This window comes from Neobacillus terrae, assembly GCF_011393025.1.
GTDB classification, from domain to species: Bacteria; Bacillota; Bacilli; order Bacillales; family Cytobacillaceae; genus Neobacillus_A; species Neobacillus_A terrae.
Window position 1 is genome coordinate 12,341 of sequence record NZ_JAAOEO010000021.1, and the last position, 15,682, is coordinate 28,022.

The following is a 15,682-nucleotide window of genomic DNA, read 5'->3' on the forward strand; positions in this document are numbered from 1 at the left end:
GCGATCTGGTCCCCTGGGCGTTTAAACCGGAATTGTTCACAATTATCATATGTGATAAAGAATATATCTAAATTAAACAGCTTGCCGAAAAGGCTAGCCAATCTATTTAAAGAAATTGCTTTATTAAAATAAAAAGACAGCTATTGAAACCATCAATCACAATAGCCATCTTTATAAATTTTATCCTTAAAATGCTTTTTTCGTCAACCCCATCAGAGAATAAACAAAAGGCAAGGTACAGTTATTTTTTTGCTAAAATTTTAATACTTACGGCCTCAAGCTCTGTATCTGTGTTTGCAAAGGTAGAGAAAGGATTTAATCCAGCACGCACTCTATCTGCAAAAATCGTCCATTCCCCGGCAGGCAGCTTTATTTTAGCAGCCGATCGTGTAGGGTTTACCAAAAGAAGGACTTCTGACCACCCGTTGTCATCATTTACCAAATTATAATGAAGGCCAATTATTGGGGAAGGTAATTCGAGCTGGGTAATTTTACGGCGTATTTCATATGCTGTCCTCATTCTGAAGCATCCAAAAAATTTTCTCAGGCTGATTATTCCCTTAATGTACTCCACGTTTTCATTAAAATCGCCCCGTCTGTCCCAATCCAGCTGATTAATAGTATCAGGAGAGCGGTAGCTATTTCCTACGCCTTTCTTTGTTCTAAAGAACTCCTGTCCGCTATGAAGAAACGGAATCCCTTGCGAAAGGAAGACAAGACTCGTGGCCAGCCGGTGATAGAATTTTAGTTCATTTGTGTCTGTATCTGGAAAGCAGGCAAGCAGTTTATCCCAAAGGGTATTATTATCATGAGCTTCTACATAATTGACGGATTGTGAAGGCTCACTAAACAGTCCCTTTTCTTTCTTTTTAAAGCCTATACTGCCTGTTAAAACCTCTTTAGCAGTATCGAAATAGTGCTCATTTCCCAAGGCATATCCTTTATCATATAAATTAAAAGTGCTTCCCTTTATTGTATCTCTGAACAAGTCATTAAATTGTCCAATCCCCTTCATCTTCGACTGATTTCTTATGATTGCCTTTTGGCCAGCCTCCAAAGGAGTATTAAGATCCCAGCCTTCTCCAAACAGGATCACATCAGGGTTGATACTTTCTGCTATTTTTTTTATTTCATTCATCGTAGTGACATCCAAGATACCCATTAAATCAAAACGAATACCGTCGATTCGATATTCCTCCAGCCAAAAACGGACTGAATCAAGAATAAATTTCCTGGCCATCAGCCGTTCCGAGGCAATATCATTTCCTACTCCGGTACCGTTTGAGGGCATGCCATGTTCATCATGCCTGAAATAATAACCAGGGACTATTTTTTCAAAGGGAGAAGATTCCCTTATATAAACATGGTTATACACTGCATCCATAATCACTCGTAATCCATTTTCATGGAAGCGGCGAATCATCTCTTTTAATTCATTAATTCTCGAATAGGGATCAACCGGATTCGAACTATAGCTTCCCTCAGGTACATTAAAGTGAAGAGGATTATATCCCCAATTATACTGGAGATCCGGATCAAGTTCATCTACTCCCGCAAAGTCGTTAAACGGAAGAAATTCTACATGTGTCACCCCAAGGTCCTTTAAATAGGACATTCCAGTTGGTCTTCCCTGGATATCTGATGTCCCTGCTTCGGCCGCTCCTAAATATTTACCTTTTTCCACGATTCCACTACTTGGATGTATTGTAAAATCTCTAATATGAGTTTCATAGATAACAGCGTCTACCGGATTGTTAAAGGCCGGCAAAGGAGAATGGCTGATTCTTGTTTTTTCGAGATTGACTATCACGCCAAACTCCCCATTCGGCGTTGCTGATACTGCGTATGGGTCAATAGCTTCGTTCCATTCCTGATCAATAAATAATAAATAAGAATAACGGAATCCTTCCAGGTCCCCAGGAATCACGGCAGACCAAATTCCTCTGTCTTCCCTCTGCAATTTTACAATTTCAAAATAGGGGCTGTCAGGTGACAATAATTTAATTTTTACCTGTACAGCAGTAGGTGCCCAAAGCTTAAATTGTGTTTTTCCCTGTTTAATAGAGACCCCAAGGTCAATGCCATCGTAATAAAACTTCTCCTCAAAGCGGGCTGTGCGGATGACGGCACCTGTTTGCAAATCGGTTCTTCCCCCATGTTCATCAATAATCCAGGAGGTAACACCCAGACTTACCTCCTCAGGGACCGAACAAATATATTTCCTATACTGGTCAATTTGCGAAACTTCTTTTACTTCCAGTTCTAATCGGTAAGAGCCGCATAGCAGGGAAAAAGCAGAAGAGATTCCACTATGATAGGTAAGGGGTAGTAAAATGGTTACCCTCTGCATTTCATCTAGATAAGCAAAAAACTCACGTTTAAAGTCCACTTTCTGCACCCCAATCATTTAAATTTTTATCCTTGGTTTCTGACGTTTTCGTTAACACACGGACAGCCCCCGGCAGGAGTTCGATAGTAAGGGGAGTCTGGCCAATAGGTTCCCCGTCAGCATGTACAAAAAGAGGTATTGAAGACCTTATTGACACCTTTTTTCCTCTAAATGTCCTAACACCTTTCAAATAAATATGCTTTCCGTAAAACACACTTATGAATACAAGCAGGAGCTTTATTTTTGATATCTTGTGTACAGCTGTTATATCAAATAATCCATCCTCTGTGGATGCATTGGGAGCAATTTTCATTCCTCCGCCGTAAAAGGGCTGATTTGAAACACTCACAAACCAGGCATCCTCAAAAACATAATGCTTTCCCTCAATCTCAAGCTCTATATTCCCTCGTTTATATCCTGCAAGTTTTTTGAGGAGAAAATATACATAAACAAGCCGGCCCAAGGACAGCTTATTCAATATCCGTTTCGCTTTAGAGCGGTTTACCTCATAAGATATCAAAGCATCAAATCCAACGCCCATATTGTTAATAAAGAAGTACTCCTGATCCATCGTTATCTTTCCAGCATCGGTTAGTACCCCCGGCTCACTGGAAATCTTGATAAGCATTTCAGCTGCTTCTGTCGGATTCGAAGGAATAAGGAAGCCTCTGGAAAAGTCATTCCCTGTTCCACCAGGAATAAATCCAAAATTGAAATTTGGAAAATGGATAAGACCATTGATCACCTCATGGACTGTTCCATCACCGCCAACAGCAACCAAAAGACTTTCTTCTGGATGGCTTTTTGAACATATCTGCCAGGCTATTTCTTTCGCATGGCCAGGGTATTCGGTAAAAATGGCCAGATAATTAATATTTTTTTTGCTTAATATTTCTTCAAGCAGTTTCCAGGTCTTTAAGCATTGTCCGTATCCTGCTGCAGGATTAACAATAAAATAGATTTTCTTCATACATCACCTTAGAATAATATAGATTTCTACTTTTGCTGCTTCGATTTCCAGCTGGACTACTCCGTCTCTTCCCACTCCATTCTTCTGAGACTTGAAGTCTTGCAGTATTGGAGCAGAGCTTGCGCACCTTTTAACTGCATGTGTTTAAGAGGAGATTTATTAGACCGCATCAATTGAAACCATTCTTCAAAATTTCTGGAATCCACCAGTTTTACATCGAAAGGAGATGACGGGTAATCAATATACCCGTTCCGGCTTAATAATAGTTTATGTATAGGAAGTTCAATTTCGTTCATATGAAATATTTTCCTTATAATCTTTTCAGTACGATTTAGCGCCAAAAGAGGATTTAATATTTTACTTTCTTTTGTATTTCTCTTTTTCTCCCAAAAACGGTCAGGAGAACCTATATAAACTGATAAATCTTCTTCCTCCAAGAAGCTAATACACCAGGCTTCTGAAGGTGTCAGCAGGATTGCCTCCGTTTCCACTGGCGCCTTTTTTAAGAGAAAAATAGGTTTATACATACATAAAAAAGTATCTGGAAAACGCTGAAGAAAGAATTTTAGCCTTTCATCAAAAAAGAATTTGGGATGCAGGTTGGATCTTTCAAACAAAGTCGAGCTGGCCCATTTCAATTGAAACCGAAACAGCTGGTCAAGATACTGCTTCTTTAAATCTTCAATTGTTTTAGGTTTAACATGGAAATCAACTGTAAATTCGAGAGGATTTTCTTCCTCGTCATTTTTATTATCTTCTGTTTCTTCCGTCCAAACCTCTTCATCCTTCTTATTTTTCCTTAATAGATCCTTCATTTTAGCAAAAAAAGGACGCTTTTCTTTTTCCTCTTCATTCTCAGGAAATAAAGGGGAAAAAGAAAGATTTGCAGCATCCAAACCATCCGTTTCCCAATTTTGCCGCGTCTTTTCCCATTGCTGCCTTTTTAACCTTGTAAAGCGGGACGGATACGAATAAATATCCGTTTCGTACCGAGAAATATAATCCTGAAGCTTTATTAACTGTCCCATTTGCCGTCTCCCCCATTTCCCGTGTTTTTCTCTATTTAAGCCGATAGGATGAAATTACCTCATATTTAGGAGACCTTTCCAAATGAGTTTGATATAAGACAACCTCTTCAGCTTGGAACTTAATGGGGCCCTCCTGAATCCTTTTCCATAGATCGGAGGCTTTGTCCATTACAAATGGTTCGGTACCCTTCCATCTTCTGGCCAGTGTAATATGAGGCCGAAATGGACGTGTTTCCAGCTTGAAACCGGCAACCGTACATGCGTTATATACCTTATTTCTTAATAATTTCAATTCTTCTTTTTCCCCAGTATGCGCCCAGAAAACCCTTGGTGAGTCTTCTTTGCCAAAAAAACCAAGCTGCTCAATTTCCAATGAAAATGAAGAGAAACCGTTTATGGCTTCCCCAACAAGCCTTTTAGATGATGACAATATATCTTCAGGTGCTGAGCCAAGAAAAGCGAGTGTAATATGCAAATCCTCATGATGCACCCAGCTTCCAAAAGGAAGATTGTTCTTAAAAGACTTAAAATGATCATTCATAACCTGTTTTACTTCTTCCGGTAATCTAAGGGCATAAAAGAAGTGTGCATGTTTATCCATAAATTCAGTCCTTTTCATTCATTTTAGACTACTTTCAACAAAATTCACTATTTTTAATGATCGTTACTGGTTTATTTTTTCCTTATTAAAACTTTTCATTTGATAAAGGAAAGAATATTTCTTTATGATAATAGGGAAGCCTTTGAAAGTATACAATATAAGTTACGGTTAATAGCGGATAATATAAGAAAGGAAGTTATACTCCATGAAGGTAGTAGACAATATCGCTGATTTAATTGGCGAAACCCCCCTCCTAAAACTAAACCGTCTTGTACCCGAAAACGGTGCAGCAGTTTATTTAAAGCTTGAATATTTTAATCCAAGCAGAAGTGTTAAAGACAGAGCAGCCTTTAATATGATCATAGAGGCAGAAAAAGCAGGCCTTTTGAAAAAGGGCGCAACAATCATTGAGCCTACCAGTGGCAATACAGGAATTGGACTGGCTATGAACGCAGCGGCCAGAGGCTACAAGGCCATCCTGGTTATGCCTGATACTATGACATTGGAACGAATTAATTTATTAAAGGCATATGGTGCTGAGGTAGTTTTAACACCTGGAGATGAGAAAATGCCAGGTTCAATTAAGAAGGCACAGGAGCTTGTGGAACAAATCGAAAATAGTTTTATGCCGATGCAATTTGAAAACGAAGCAAATCCTGAAGCACACAGAAAGTCAACTGCTCTTGAAATCATAGAGGCAATGAAAGAGATTAATCATCCATTGGGAGCATTTGTTGCGACCGCTGGGACCGGCGGCACTATAACTGGTACTGGGGAAGTTCTTAAGGAGCATTATAAGGATATCACCATACATGTTGTAGAACCTAAAGGATCTCCAGTTCTATCTGGCGGTAAACCTGGAAGACATAAATTAGTTGGCACTAGCCCAGGATTTATTCCTGAAATTCTAAATCAGAAAGTCTATGATGAAATCCATCAAATTAGTGATGAAGACGCTTATGAAACAGTTCGCCGCCTTGCGAGAGAAGAAGGCATTCTTGTGGGACCATCTTCCGGCGGTGCCTGCTTTGCAGCTCTTGAAGTCGCAAAACGCCTCTCACCGGATCAGGCAGTGGTATGTATTGCCTGTGATACAGGTGAGAGATACCTGTCAAGTGATCTATTCAGATAGGAATATTTCTTTAAGTAAAGAAGCATGCTTCGAAAGAAACACGCTTCTTTTTGTTCTTAAATTTCCTGCTCTATGCATTTTGTTTTTTAAACAGAATATACAAGCTCCCCGCATTGCTTTTCTATTTCAGCAGTAAATAGCTTCTGCAGCCTTTGTGTTACAGAGCCAGGAACACCCTTGTTGACCCCCTTGCCGTCAATTTCGCAAACCGGCATAACTTCTGAGGTTGTACTTGTCATGATTACCTCATCTGCATGCAGCATCTCATCAATTGTAAAAGTACATTCTTCAAAAGGAATATTATTATTTACACAAATTTGTTCCAGCTGCTTTCTGGTAATCCCATTTAAAATGAGGTTGTCTGCAGGATGGGTAAGTACTTTTCCCTCTTTAACAATTAGTATATTCGAGGAACTTCCCTCTGTAACAGTCTCTCCCCTATGCTGAATAGCCTCAAAACAGCCAGCTTCCACTGCCTTTTGTTTGGCCAGCAAATTTCCAAGCAAATTAAGACTTTTTATATCGCATCGAAGCCAGCGAATATCTTCCATTAGCATTGCCTTAACTCCGGATTGCATATTTTTTTCGGGGCGGGCCATTTCTCTTGTATAGGCTACTAATGTAGGTTTTGTCTCCGCAGCCGGAAAGGCATGGTTCCGAGGAGAAATTCCTCGTGACATCTGCATGTAAACAATTCCTAATTCAAGACTATTTTTTTCAACTAGCTGCTGAAGGAGAGCTGTTAATTCTCCAATAGAATAAGAAACCTTCATCCCAATATTTTCAGCACTTCTTTGGAACCTTTCTAGATGTTCCGCAGCTGTAAACATTTTTCCGTTATATACCCGAATAACTTCATAAATACCATCCCCGAATTGATACCCACGGTCTTCCACATCGATACTTGCATCTTTTCTGTCAATTAATTCCCCATTGAGTATTACAGTTTCCATCTGGTATTCTCCCCTCGTTTACTTGCAAATCGCTGCAACGAACAGCAGCCGTATTTTTTAAAAAGATCACTTATTCATTAGAAGCTAGTTCAAAAATGGCCTCCGCATAAATCGCTGTAGCCCTCAGTAAATCCTCAATATAAATATACTCATCTTTTTGGTGTGCAATATCTGGACGCCCTGGAAACAAAGGACCAAAAGCCACTCCTGATTTTAAAGAACGGGCATAGGTTCCACCACCAATGGCAATAAGTTCTGCTTTATCACCGGTTTGCTCCTCATAGACCTTTTTTAAAGTCTGGATTAAAAAGTCATTTTCATCAACATAGTGAGGCTTGGAATCAGAAAAATTATCTATATGAAAATTCTCATTTACTATTAAATTTTCCAATACAGCTTTTGTGTCCTCCATCTTGCTTGTTACAGGATAACGAAGGTTTAACCCTATTCTTCCTCCGTTTTCCTTTGAATAAGATATCTTTCCGGCATTAATAGTAAGGTCACCTGAAACCTCGTCACTATAGGCTACTCCCAGATTAACTCCTCTTGAATCATTCACAAAATACTTAGACAGAAATTTGAAATAATGAGCTGCATTTGTATCTGTGTTTAGTTGGGAAAGAAATTCACCTAAGTAAAGTCCTGCATTTTTCCCGTTGTTTGGTTCCATGCCGTGTGCCGAAACTCCTTTTACTTCCAAAACTAATACCCCATTATCAACATGGCATTGCTTTTCTAATCCTGCCTGTTTCATAAAATCCTCAAATCGCTGTATTACTTCATTTTGTTCCTGATGAACGATTAATGAGGCGGTAGCAAAATCAGGAACCATATTATATCTCCGTCCTGATGCAAATTGAAGAACCTCAATTCTAGCCTCTTCCGCAGGTACATTTTGTTTATTCTGAACAAGGTCAAAATCCGATATTCCCTTCTCTGCATTAATAATAGGGAAATCCGCATCAGGGGCAAAACCAAGTGTTGGCATTTCCTCATTTTCAAAGTAGTGGTCCACACATCGCCAATTACTTTCTTCATCAGTGCCAACAATCATGCGTACACGTTTTTTCAAAGGAAGTCCAAGTTCTTTTACTATTTTCATTGCATAATATGCAGCCATTGTAGGACCTTTATCATCTAGTGCTCCCCTTGCAAAAATTTTCCCGTCTCGTATTTCTGCATCAAAAGGGCCGCTAGTCCAGCCATCACCTTCAGGAACCACATCGACATGGCAAAGAATGCCTAGCAGTTCCTTACCCTGTCCAAATTCAAGATGACCCGCCAAATTACCAACATTCTTGGAAATAAAGCCATCCTTTTCACCCAGGTTAAGCATAAAATCCAGAGCCTCTTTTACTCCCTTTCCGAGGGGAGCATCTGACAGTGAATTTTCCTCGTCCAAAAGGCTCCTGATATGCAAGAGTTTCTGGGTGTCCTTAATAAGCTCTTCTTTTCTTTTTTCTACTTCATTCATCCAATTAATATTTGCCATGATGTATCCTCCTTAAAAGTCCCATTCCCTGTTCATTATGTATTCTCTTCCCCAAATAGTCTGCCAGGCTTGAACTAATCTTACAATTTTTCAGGAAAAAACGAAATTATTTTAGCTAATCGGCTTTGTAAAAATATGTTCTCCATATTTATTTCCCCTATCCCTGGGACCAATTAAATAAAAATCAATTATTCTTCTAAAAAAGCAAAAAAGTAATCATAATATTCACACATCTTTTTATAAAATATAATATACAACAAGAGAGGGGAGAAGCAAAAGTTAGGGGTTTTTAGTTTTTCATAGTGTTAATATTTTGTTAATTCAAACTTAATTGTAGCAATCCCAAAGGAAGAGAGTTAGAATAAGGTTAGATGTATGACATCTGAGTATGCACTACAACCATCCAAAAAGGAGTTGTTTGCGGAAAAGAATTACATAGTAACTTCATAAGAGTCCAGTACTTCAGCACAGCTGTCAATCGCAGGAATTTGCCATGGGTTTGAAAAAAGGATAGGGAGTGGTTTTTTGAAACCTTCGACTAACCGGATGTTAAACCGTATCAAATGCATCTACATGTTTATTTGTAAGAATGGAACAGTTTCCACACAGCAGCTTGTAGAGGAATTTGGTATCACTCCTCGAACCATTCAGAGAGACTTAAATGTCCTAGCCTATAATGACCTTGTCATTAGTCCCAGCAGGGGAAAATGGACAACAACCCAGAAAAAAGTGAAAATGACATCGTAAAATATATTAGATGAACAAAAGGCGCAAGCGCCCTGTTCAGATGATGAAAGGCTAAATACGCCACGTCCTGTGGCAACGCCTTTCTGACCCACGTCCTGTGGGCCTCCAACAGGCATAAGACGAATCACGTAGTCATCCTCGGAAAAGCTTAAAGCTTTTCCTTAGTGCGATGCGGATGCTTCCGAAGCGTTTCTTGTCCTGATTTCTGAAGTGATTTGGCTTATGATCCCGAGGTGCGGGGCGCTTGAGCTAGATTACAATAACCTAGTTCGGAGTTTTCCACAAGGTAAAAATCTATAATTTTCTTAACGAGGAAAAAGAAAAAATCGCCGAAAATGGGGATTTCAGATTGTAGACAAAATGTCTCGAGAGATGCTTTCTCGAGACATTTTGTCATTTTTTTAATCTGAATGCAGAAAAAAGGTGAATCTTCGCTCAGGCGCCCTCGGCTTCAATCAATTCGTTGAATGAGCCTTTTTAAGATTTTTGCTTTCTTTGCATTGACTGTTCCTGCTCATTGATCTTGTTTTTAGTCCTCAATGTTCTTTCGACCTTAGAGATAATTTTACTTGATAGTAGTGAAGGGGGGCTACTCCTGAGGGAACAGCGGCTCAACCCCGCCCGCGGAAATCTACCTAAACTGTTCAACTATATTTATAGAGAAAAAAAAGACTGTAGACAAACTCGAAATTCTTCGAGTTTGTCTACAGTCGCCCCGGATGAGCGATTTATCTTATTTAGCCTGGTATCCTTTAAGCATTTGTACTTCTTCATCCGTTAATTCTCTGTACTCACCCAATTCGAGGGTTTCATCGAGCAAAAGCGGACCCATTGAGAGCCTTTTTAGATAGACAACTCTTTTGCCAACTGCTTCAAACATACGTTTTACCTGATGAAATTTCCCCTCAGTGATCGTCAATTCGATGTCTGATGTAATTCCTGATTTTAAAATTTTTAATTCACCTGGCTTTGTTAAATAACCATCTTCCAGGGTCACGCCTTTTTTAAAAGCATCAATATCACGCTCTGTTACTTCTCCTTCTATAACCGCAAAATAGGTTTTAGGGACATGTTTTTTTGGAGAAAGCAGGCGATGGGAAAGCTGTCCATCATTCGTGATTACCAAAAGTCCCTCTGTATCTTTATCAAGTCGTCCTACGGGAAATGGATTGTAAACCTGATCTTCAATCTGAAGTAAATCTATTACTGTTTCATCTCTCGTATCTTCTGTAGCTGAGAGAACACCAGGAGGCTTGTTCATCATCAAATAAACAAACTCTCTGTACTCTATTCGTTCCCCATTCAGCGTAACGATTTCATTGACAGGATCAACATGCATTTTAGCATCCTTTACAACAGTATCATTTACTTTGACAGACCCGCTCTTTAAAAGCTGTTTCACTTCTTTACGGCTGCCAAAGCCAAGGTTTGAGAGCAATTTATCCAGCCTCATTTATATCCCCTCACTCGAAATAGTTAAATAGGAAGGCGCAATTTTTTCTTAATCCGTTCTACCCTGTCACCAAACAAAAGATTTATCAGTTTTGTTTTAAAGCTGAGGTATAAATAAATCACAGCTCCAACCATTGCGCAAATAATGATAATTAAGATGGATTGCATGGCGGATGCAGGCGACAAGAAAAGCAATAGAACTTTATATACCATAAATGTTCCAGCCCACATCAATGCAGAGATACCCAAAATCAAAACAGTTCTCCTTATCACAAGACGGAAAGGATATCCAGAATAAGTTTTTATTACATAAAGGTTGATAATAATTGCTGCCAGATATCCTATAGAGGTGGAAAGTATAGCCCCCTGTGTTTGCATTAATTTAATAAGCGGAATGTTAAGGCTAAGCTTTAACAATAACCCTACAAGCAAACTGAGAATCGTAAACCGTTGTTCATTTATTCCCTGCAAAATGGCTGCTGTTACCGAATAAAGGGCAAATAAAATGGCTACAGGAGCATAGGCACGCAAAACTTCACTTCCTGCCGGAAGATATTCATAAAAGACGGTATATACTGGGTCAGCCAATAGGGAAAGGCCGACAGCAGCAGGAACAGTCAGATACAGCAAAACCTGAAAAGCCTGGTTCAATTGGGAAACTAAGCTATTGCGGTCATTTTCAATAAACGCTTTTGTAATGCTTGGCACTAGTGTCAGCGAAAAAGCGGTTGCCAGAGAAACCGGAATAATAACAAGCTTATGGGATTCAAAGTTAAGAATTGAGAACGCATCCTTTGCTTGTTTAGCAAGACCAATCTGGTCAAATGCCCTGCTGAAGGTCATTTGGTCAATGGCCTGAAAAAGCGGATTGGCAATCCCTACAAAAACAAAGGGTGCCGCATAAACCACTATCTCTTTATAAATTTGGCCCAATGAAATATTAATAGTTCCTTTATCATGGAGAAGCAATTCATCCAGATACGGCTTCCGTTTATACCAGTACCAAAACAGGATAGCAAGGCTTCCGATTGCCCCAATAAACGCCGCAAAGGTTGCTACGCTGACAGCTGTTACGAGACTTCCATGTAAAACCTTTAAAACAATATAAGCACCGAGCAGGGTAAACAAGACACGGACAATCTGTTCCACAACCTGGGAGACAGCTGATGGCCCCATGGACTGATGTCCCTGAAAGAAGCCGCGTATTAGGCTCATAAACGGAACAACAATTAGCGCAAAGCTTACAGCTCTCGTTACTGTCACTACTTCTTTTAGGCTTTGGGCATCAGCATTTTCTGATAAACTTATTTTGGCTATCAGAGGTGAGGCTATATACAAAATTAAAAAGGCAATAATTCCCGATGTTAGCATAACAACCAGGCCAGACTTAAAAAGCTTCCGGCCAACAGCATACTCTTCCATTGCATTATATTTAGAAATAAACTTTGAAACAGCAAGCGGGACCCCTGCTGTGGCAATACTTATAAAAATGGTATATGGAACATACGAGTACTGGTAAAGCGCTGTTCCATCCGAACCCACAATTTTATAGAACGGCAGCACATAAACTAAACCCAGTACCTTTGAAAGAATTGTGCCAATTGTTAATATAAACGTTCCTCTTAAAAGCTTTGATGACATATAATCCCTTCCTGCCAATAATAGATATAATTACGAGTTTCGACTTTTTTTGCACACTATGTGTAGTTTACTCTTCTTTTCCCCTCTCCGCTACTAACAACCCTAAATAATTCACCTTTTCAGTTTCCTTTTAACTCTGCCTGGAAATGTTTATAATAGGAAAAGCGCAATGGCCCAGCGATGAAGCTGGGTGTAATTAAAGTTTAAATATTAAGACTTCCATATATTGCACAAATAATTAATGAAGTTGGTGACGGAAATGGAGTTTGATGTAGTAGTAATCGGAGGAGGCCCTTCCGGGTTAATGGCGTCGATTGCAGCGGGAGAAGGCGGAGCAAAAGTTCTGCTTATTGATAAAGGGGACAAACTGGGGAGAAAACTTGCGATTTCCGGCGGCGGACGATGCAATGTAACAAACCGTCTCCCTGTTGATGAGATTGTAAAGCACCTCCCTGGAAACGGTAAGTTTTTATATAGTGCATTTTCCATTTTTAATAATGAAGATATTATAAAATTTTTTGAGAACCTGGGAATTGCATTAAAAGAAGAGGACCACGGAAGAATGTTTCCTGCCTCCGATAAGGCACAATCTGTAGTAGATGCATTGATCAGGAGAATTGAACAGCTAAAGATTAAGGTTTGGACAAACTCACCTGTTAAGGATGTTTTTTATGAAAACGGACGGACCTCTGGAGTTCTTCTAAAAAATGGTGAGAAAATTATAGCAAAGTCTATAGTGATTGCAGTTGGAGGTAAATCTGTTCCCCATACTGGTTCTACAGGAGATGGGTATGCCTGGGCTGAAAAGGCTGGGCATACTATAACAGATCTTTTCCCAACGGAGGTTCCTGTCACATCGAATGAACCTTTTATTAAAACCAAGATCCTCCAGGGACTTTCTCTTCGTGGTGTTGGATTAAGTGTACTAAACCCAAAAGGAAAACCATTGATTACTCATCGCATGGATATGATTTTTACGCATTTTGGCGTAAGTGGTCCGGCAGTTCTAAGATGCAGCCAGTTTGTTGTAAAAGCTCTAAAAAAGTGGAACCTCAAAGAAACAGCCATGAGTCTTGATGCCCTGCCTGACAGGACCGAGGAATCAATTTTTCAGGAGATTGTCAAAACGGTTAAAGAGGATCCTAAAAAAAGCATAAAAAACAGCTTAAAAGGATTGATTCCGGAGCGATATTTATTGTTTCTTCTTGAGCGGAATGGAATAGACCCTTCAGCACAGGGAAATACCATCAGTAATGATAAATTTCGATCCTTTTCAAAAGACTGTAAGCAGTTCACTTTCATGGTGAATGGTACACTTCCGCTTGAAAAAGCATTTGTTACTGGTGGAGGAGTATCCATAAAAGAGGTTGAACCTCAAACTATGGGTTCCAGAATAATGGACGGATTATTTTTCTGCGGTGAAATATTGGATATTCACGGCTATACAGGAGGTTATAACATTACAGCGGCTCTAGTTACCGGAAGGCTGGCTGGAATGAATGCAGCAAAATCTGCACGGAATTCCTAAAGCCTAAAAACAATAGGGCCTGATAAGTGGGATCAGGCCCTGTAAATAATCATGGCAGAGAAACAATAAATTTGTTCTTCCTCTTCTTCCTCTGGGATAGCAGCAACATTGTATTTGATATCAACCAATTTCTTTTCATCTATTCCTTTTAAAAAATAGTTCATATCCCGCTCCAAATCCTTCTCATGTTCCTTATCAAAAAGCTTAACCTGTATCAAAGTCCTCACCCTTTCCTTTTTTCTATCATTCTATCCATATTTTAAAATTTTTATAAGAAAATGCATGTTTAAAAATAAGTTCGGGATAATTGGGTATAAGAGAAAAAGGGAGATGAAATAATATGCCCTTACTTAAAAAGGTTCGATTATCCCTGCAATTTTAGACGAAAGAAGGGAAAAAATGAGGAATTTCTTTCAATTATTAAAAAGAGGAAATAAATCAGCGTTTTTGGCTTCAATCGTAAATGCTGCTGTTGCAATTATTAAAGGATTTGCTTATTTTACAACAGGAAATGTGGCAATGTTCGCTGAAACTATGCACAGCCTTGGAGACACTGCCAACCAACTATTTGTGTTTATTGGTTCAGCTCTGAGCAAAAAAGGGCCAACCGACCGGTTTCCCAATGGCTTTGGTAGATTGGTAAACCTTGTATTACTGGGAGCAGTCCTGATTGTTGGCATAATGTCATTTGAAACCATAAAAGAAGGTTATGTTCATATCATTCATCCAAAAGAATCTTCTGGTTTTTTATTAAACGTTATTGTACTGGCATGTGCTACACTGCTTGAATCCTTCGTTCTATTTAAGGCGATGAAAGAAATCCTGCATGAAAGCCATATAGAAGCAAAGGGGATGGCTATCATTTCACAGGCCTTTGCTCATTTTGGGAGAGCAAAACCGGCTACTAAGCTCGTTTTCCTAGAGGATTCTGTCGCTACGGGAGGCGGATTGCTGGCAATCCTTGCTGTTGTCATATCGCACTTTACTCCCTTCCACCAGGCAGAGGGAATCGTATCCATAATAATCGGCGCTTTAATGTTTTTCGTGGTAGGTAAAGTCTTTTTAGATAACGCAGCAGGTGTTCTTGGTGTAGCTGATGAAGAAATGGAAGAAAAAATCGGCAATATCATTATGAAAGATCCGGATGTAAAAGATATTCAGGATATTTCTGTTATTAAAGAAGGGGAAGAAGTACATGTTGAGGTTGAAATCGAAATCGATCCAACATTAACCATCGCTGCAGCGGATGATATTAAAGACAGGTTGGAAAAGAGAATTTTTGCCGAAAAAGGAGTTTCCGATGTCATCATTGAATTTGATGAGGACGATGGGGTGCCAAATTGGCAGGAAGAAACTGCAGATACGGGATCTAAATAAAGAAAGGAGGCGAACCATTGGTCCTGCCTCCTTTCTTTATATTTTAATTTTTACTTATTTTGTTTCGCCTTTCCATTCAAGCATGCCGCCAACCATGTTACGGACTTTAAAGCCCTGATCATGAAGATAATGGCATACGTTTTCGCTTCTTCTGCTTGAGCGGCAGATAAAGACGTATTCCTTATCTTTTGAGAAATAATCCAAATTTGCTGGGATATCTCTCATCCTGATATGCGTAGCGCCGGGAATCATTCCCTGGGCTACTTCCTCGTCTTCACGAACATCTACCAGCTCAACTTTTTCCCCTGCTTCAAGCTTTTGCTGCAATTCTTCTGGAGTTATTATTTCAATCATAATTTACCGTCCTTTCTG

At 39.4% G+C, this 15,682-nt stretch carries 14 protein-coding genes; 4 read left to right on the forward strand and 10 right to left on the reverse strand.

Annotation, left to right across the window (positions count from 1 at the left end):
* Nucleotides 1–241 precede the first annotated feature (241 nt).
* Genes pulA through thpR form a run of 4 tightly spaced genes read right to left on the reverse strand, consistent with a single transcriptional unit; the run spans nt 242 to nt 4,988 of the window.
* Complete coding sequence (pulA, locus tag G8761_RS21290) at nt 242–2,389, reverse strand: type I pullulanase (RefSeq protein ID WP_338001013.1); 2,148 nt, start codon at nt 2,387–2,389, stop codon at nt 242–244.
* Nucleotides 2,379–3,359 (reverse strand): diacylglycerol/lipid kinase family protein, encoded by a 981-nt coding sequence (locus G8761_RS21295; protein ID WP_166029987.1) that lies wholly within the window; start codon nt 3,357–3,359, stop codon nt 2,379–2,381. The genes pulA and G8761_RS21295 overlap by 11 nt, the downstream gene beginning before the upstream one ends.
* A 56-nt stretch (nt 3,360–3,415) precedes the next feature.
* The gene (locus tag G8761_RS21300; RefSeq protein WP_166029988.1) at nt 3,416–4,387 is read right to left on the reverse strand and encodes an NERD domain-containing protein; all 972 of its coding nucleotides are present in this window, start codon (nt 4,385–4,387) and stop codon (nt 3,416–3,418) included.
* Nucleotides 4,388–4,418: 31 nt separating this feature from the next.
* Nucleotides 4,419–4,988: an RNA 2',3'-cyclic phosphodiesterase gene (gene thpR / locus G8761_RS21305; RefSeq protein ID WP_166029989.1), complete on the reverse strand. Its 570-nt coding sequence runs from the start codon at nt 4,986–4,988 to the stop codon at nt 4,419–4,421.
* Between the two features lie 205 nt (nt 4,989–5,193).
* Here thpR and cysK point away from each other — a divergent pair, with 205 nt between their 5' ends.
* Nucleotides 5,194–6,120 carry a cysteine synthase A gene (gene cysK / locus G8761_RS21310; RefSeq protein WP_166029990.1) on the forward strand — a complete coding sequence of 309 codons (927 nt, stop codon included), beginning with the start codon at nt 5,194–5,196 and terminating at the stop codon, nt 6,118–6,120.
* Nucleotides 6,121–6,206: 86 nt separating this feature from the next.
* On the opposite strand, the gene dat is transcribed toward cysK, so the two are convergent.
* Complete coding sequence (gene dat / locus G8761_RS21315; RefSeq protein WP_166029991.1) at nt 6,207–7,073, reverse strand: D-amino-acid transaminase; 867 nt, start codon at nt 7,071–7,073, stop codon at nt 6,207–6,209.
* A 70-nt stretch (nt 7,074–7,143) separates the two neighbouring features.
* Nucleotides 7,144–8,565, reverse strand: coding sequence for a dipeptidase PepV (gene pepV / locus G8761_RS21320; RefSeq protein ID WP_166029992.1), 1,422 nt, complete (start codon nt 8,563–8,565; stop codon nt 7,144–7,146).
* 525 nt (nt 8,566–9,090) lie between these two features.
* Here pepV and G8761_RS21325 point away from each other — a divergent pair.
* Nucleotides 9,091–9,312, forward strand: coding sequence for a DeoR family transcriptional regulator (locus G8761_RS21325; protein ID WP_081680106.1), 222 nt, complete (start codon nt 9,091–9,093; stop codon nt 9,310–9,312).
* A 733-nt stretch (nt 9,313–10,045) separates the two neighbouring features.
* Here G8761_RS21325 and G8761_RS21330 read toward each other — a convergent pair.
* Together G8761_RS21330 and G8761_RS21335 are read right to left on the reverse strand one after the other, a co-directional pair.
* On the reverse strand, nt 10,046–10,765 hold the full coding sequence (locus tag G8761_RS21330) for a pseudouridine synthase (RefSeq protein WP_166029993.1): 720 nt from the start codon (nt 10,763–10,765) through the stop codon (nt 10,046–10,048).
* A gap of 23 nt (nt 10,766–10,788) precedes the next feature.
* A complete protein-coding gene (locus G8761_RS21335; RefSeq protein WP_166029994.1) occupies nt 10,789–12,405 on the reverse strand; it encodes a putative polysaccharide biosynthesis protein in 1,617 nt (538 codons plus the stop codon).
* A 259-nt stretch (nt 12,406–12,664) separates the two neighbouring features.
* Between G8761_RS21335 and G8761_RS21340 the strand changes: the two genes are divergently transcribed.
* The gene (locus G8761_RS21340; RefSeq protein WP_166029995.1) at nt 12,665–13,933 is read left to right on the forward strand and encodes a BaiN/RdsA family NAD(P)/FAD-dependent oxidoreductase; all 1,269 of its coding nucleotides are present in this window, start codon (nt 12,665–12,667) and stop codon (nt 13,931–13,933) included.
* Nucleotides 13,934–13,965: 32 nt separating this feature from the next.
* Here G8761_RS21340 and G8761_RS21345 read toward each other — a convergent pair whose 3' ends face one another.
* Nucleotides 13,966–14,151 carry a sporulation protein Cse60 gene (locus tag G8761_RS21345; protein ID WP_027322098.1) on the reverse strand — a complete coding sequence of 62 codons (186 nt, stop codon included), beginning with the start codon at nt 14,149–14,151 and terminating at the stop codon, nt 13,966–13,968.
* A gap of 181 nt (nt 14,152–14,332) precedes the next feature.
* Between G8761_RS21345 and G8761_RS21350 the strand changes: the two genes are divergently transcribed.
* On the forward strand, nt 14,333–15,310 hold the full coding sequence (locus tag G8761_RS21350; RefSeq protein WP_166029996.1) for a cation diffusion facilitator family transporter: 978 nt from the start codon (nt 14,333–14,335) through the stop codon (nt 15,308–15,310).
* Nucleotides 15,311–15,364: 54 nt separating this feature from the next.
* On the opposite strand, the gene G8761_RS21355 is transcribed toward G8761_RS21350, so the two are convergent.
* Nucleotides 15,365–15,664 (reverse strand): rhodanese-like domain-containing protein, encoded by a 300-nt coding sequence (locus tag G8761_RS21355; protein WP_166029997.1) that lies wholly within the window; start codon nt 15,662–15,664, stop codon nt 15,365–15,367.
* Nucleotides 15,665–15,682: the final 18 nt, after the last annotated feature.

Coding starts and splice junctions, on each gene's coding strand:
- G8761_RS21300 (WP_166029988.1), bottom strand. CDS start 4,387: ATGGGACAGTTAATAAAGCTTCAGGATTATATTTCTCGGTACGAAACG.
- G8761_RS21330 (WP_166029993.1), bottom strand. CDS start 10,765: ATGAGGCTGGATAAATTGCTCTCAAACCTTGGCTTTGGCAGCCGTAAA.
- dat (WP_166029991.1), bottom strand. CDS start 7,073: ATGGAAACTGTAATACTCAATGGGGAATTAATTGACAGAAAAGATGCA.
- G8761_RS21355 (WP_166029997.1), bottom strand. CDS start 15,664: ATGATTGAAATAATAACTCCAGAAGAATTGCAGCAAAAGCTTGAAGCA.
- pepV (WP_166029992.1), bottom strand. CDS start 8,565: ATGGCAAATATTAATTGGATGAATGAAGTAGAAAAAAGAAAAGAAGAG.
- cysK (WP_166029990.1), top strand. CDS start 5,194: ATGAAGGTAGTAGACAATATCGCTGATTTAATTGGCGAAACCCCCCTC.
- G8761_RS21340 (WP_166029995.1), top strand. CDS start 12,665: ATGGAGTTTGATGTAGTAGTAATCGGAGGAGGCCCTTCCGGGTTAATG.
- G8761_RS21335 (WP_166029994.1), bottom strand. CDS start 12,405: ATGTCATCAAAGCTTTTAAGAGGAACGTTTATATTAACAATTGGCACA.
- thpR (WP_166029989.1), bottom strand. CDS start 4,988: ATGGATAAACATGCACACTTCTTTTATGCCCTTAGATTACCGGAAGAA.
- G8761_RS21295 (WP_166029987.1), bottom strand. CDS start 3,359: ATGAAGAAAATCTATTTTATTGTTAATCCTGCAGCAGGATACGGACAA.
- G8761_RS21350 (WP_166029996.1), top strand. CDS start 14,333: ATGAGGAATTTCTTTCAATTATTAAAAAGAGGAAATAAATCAGCGTTT.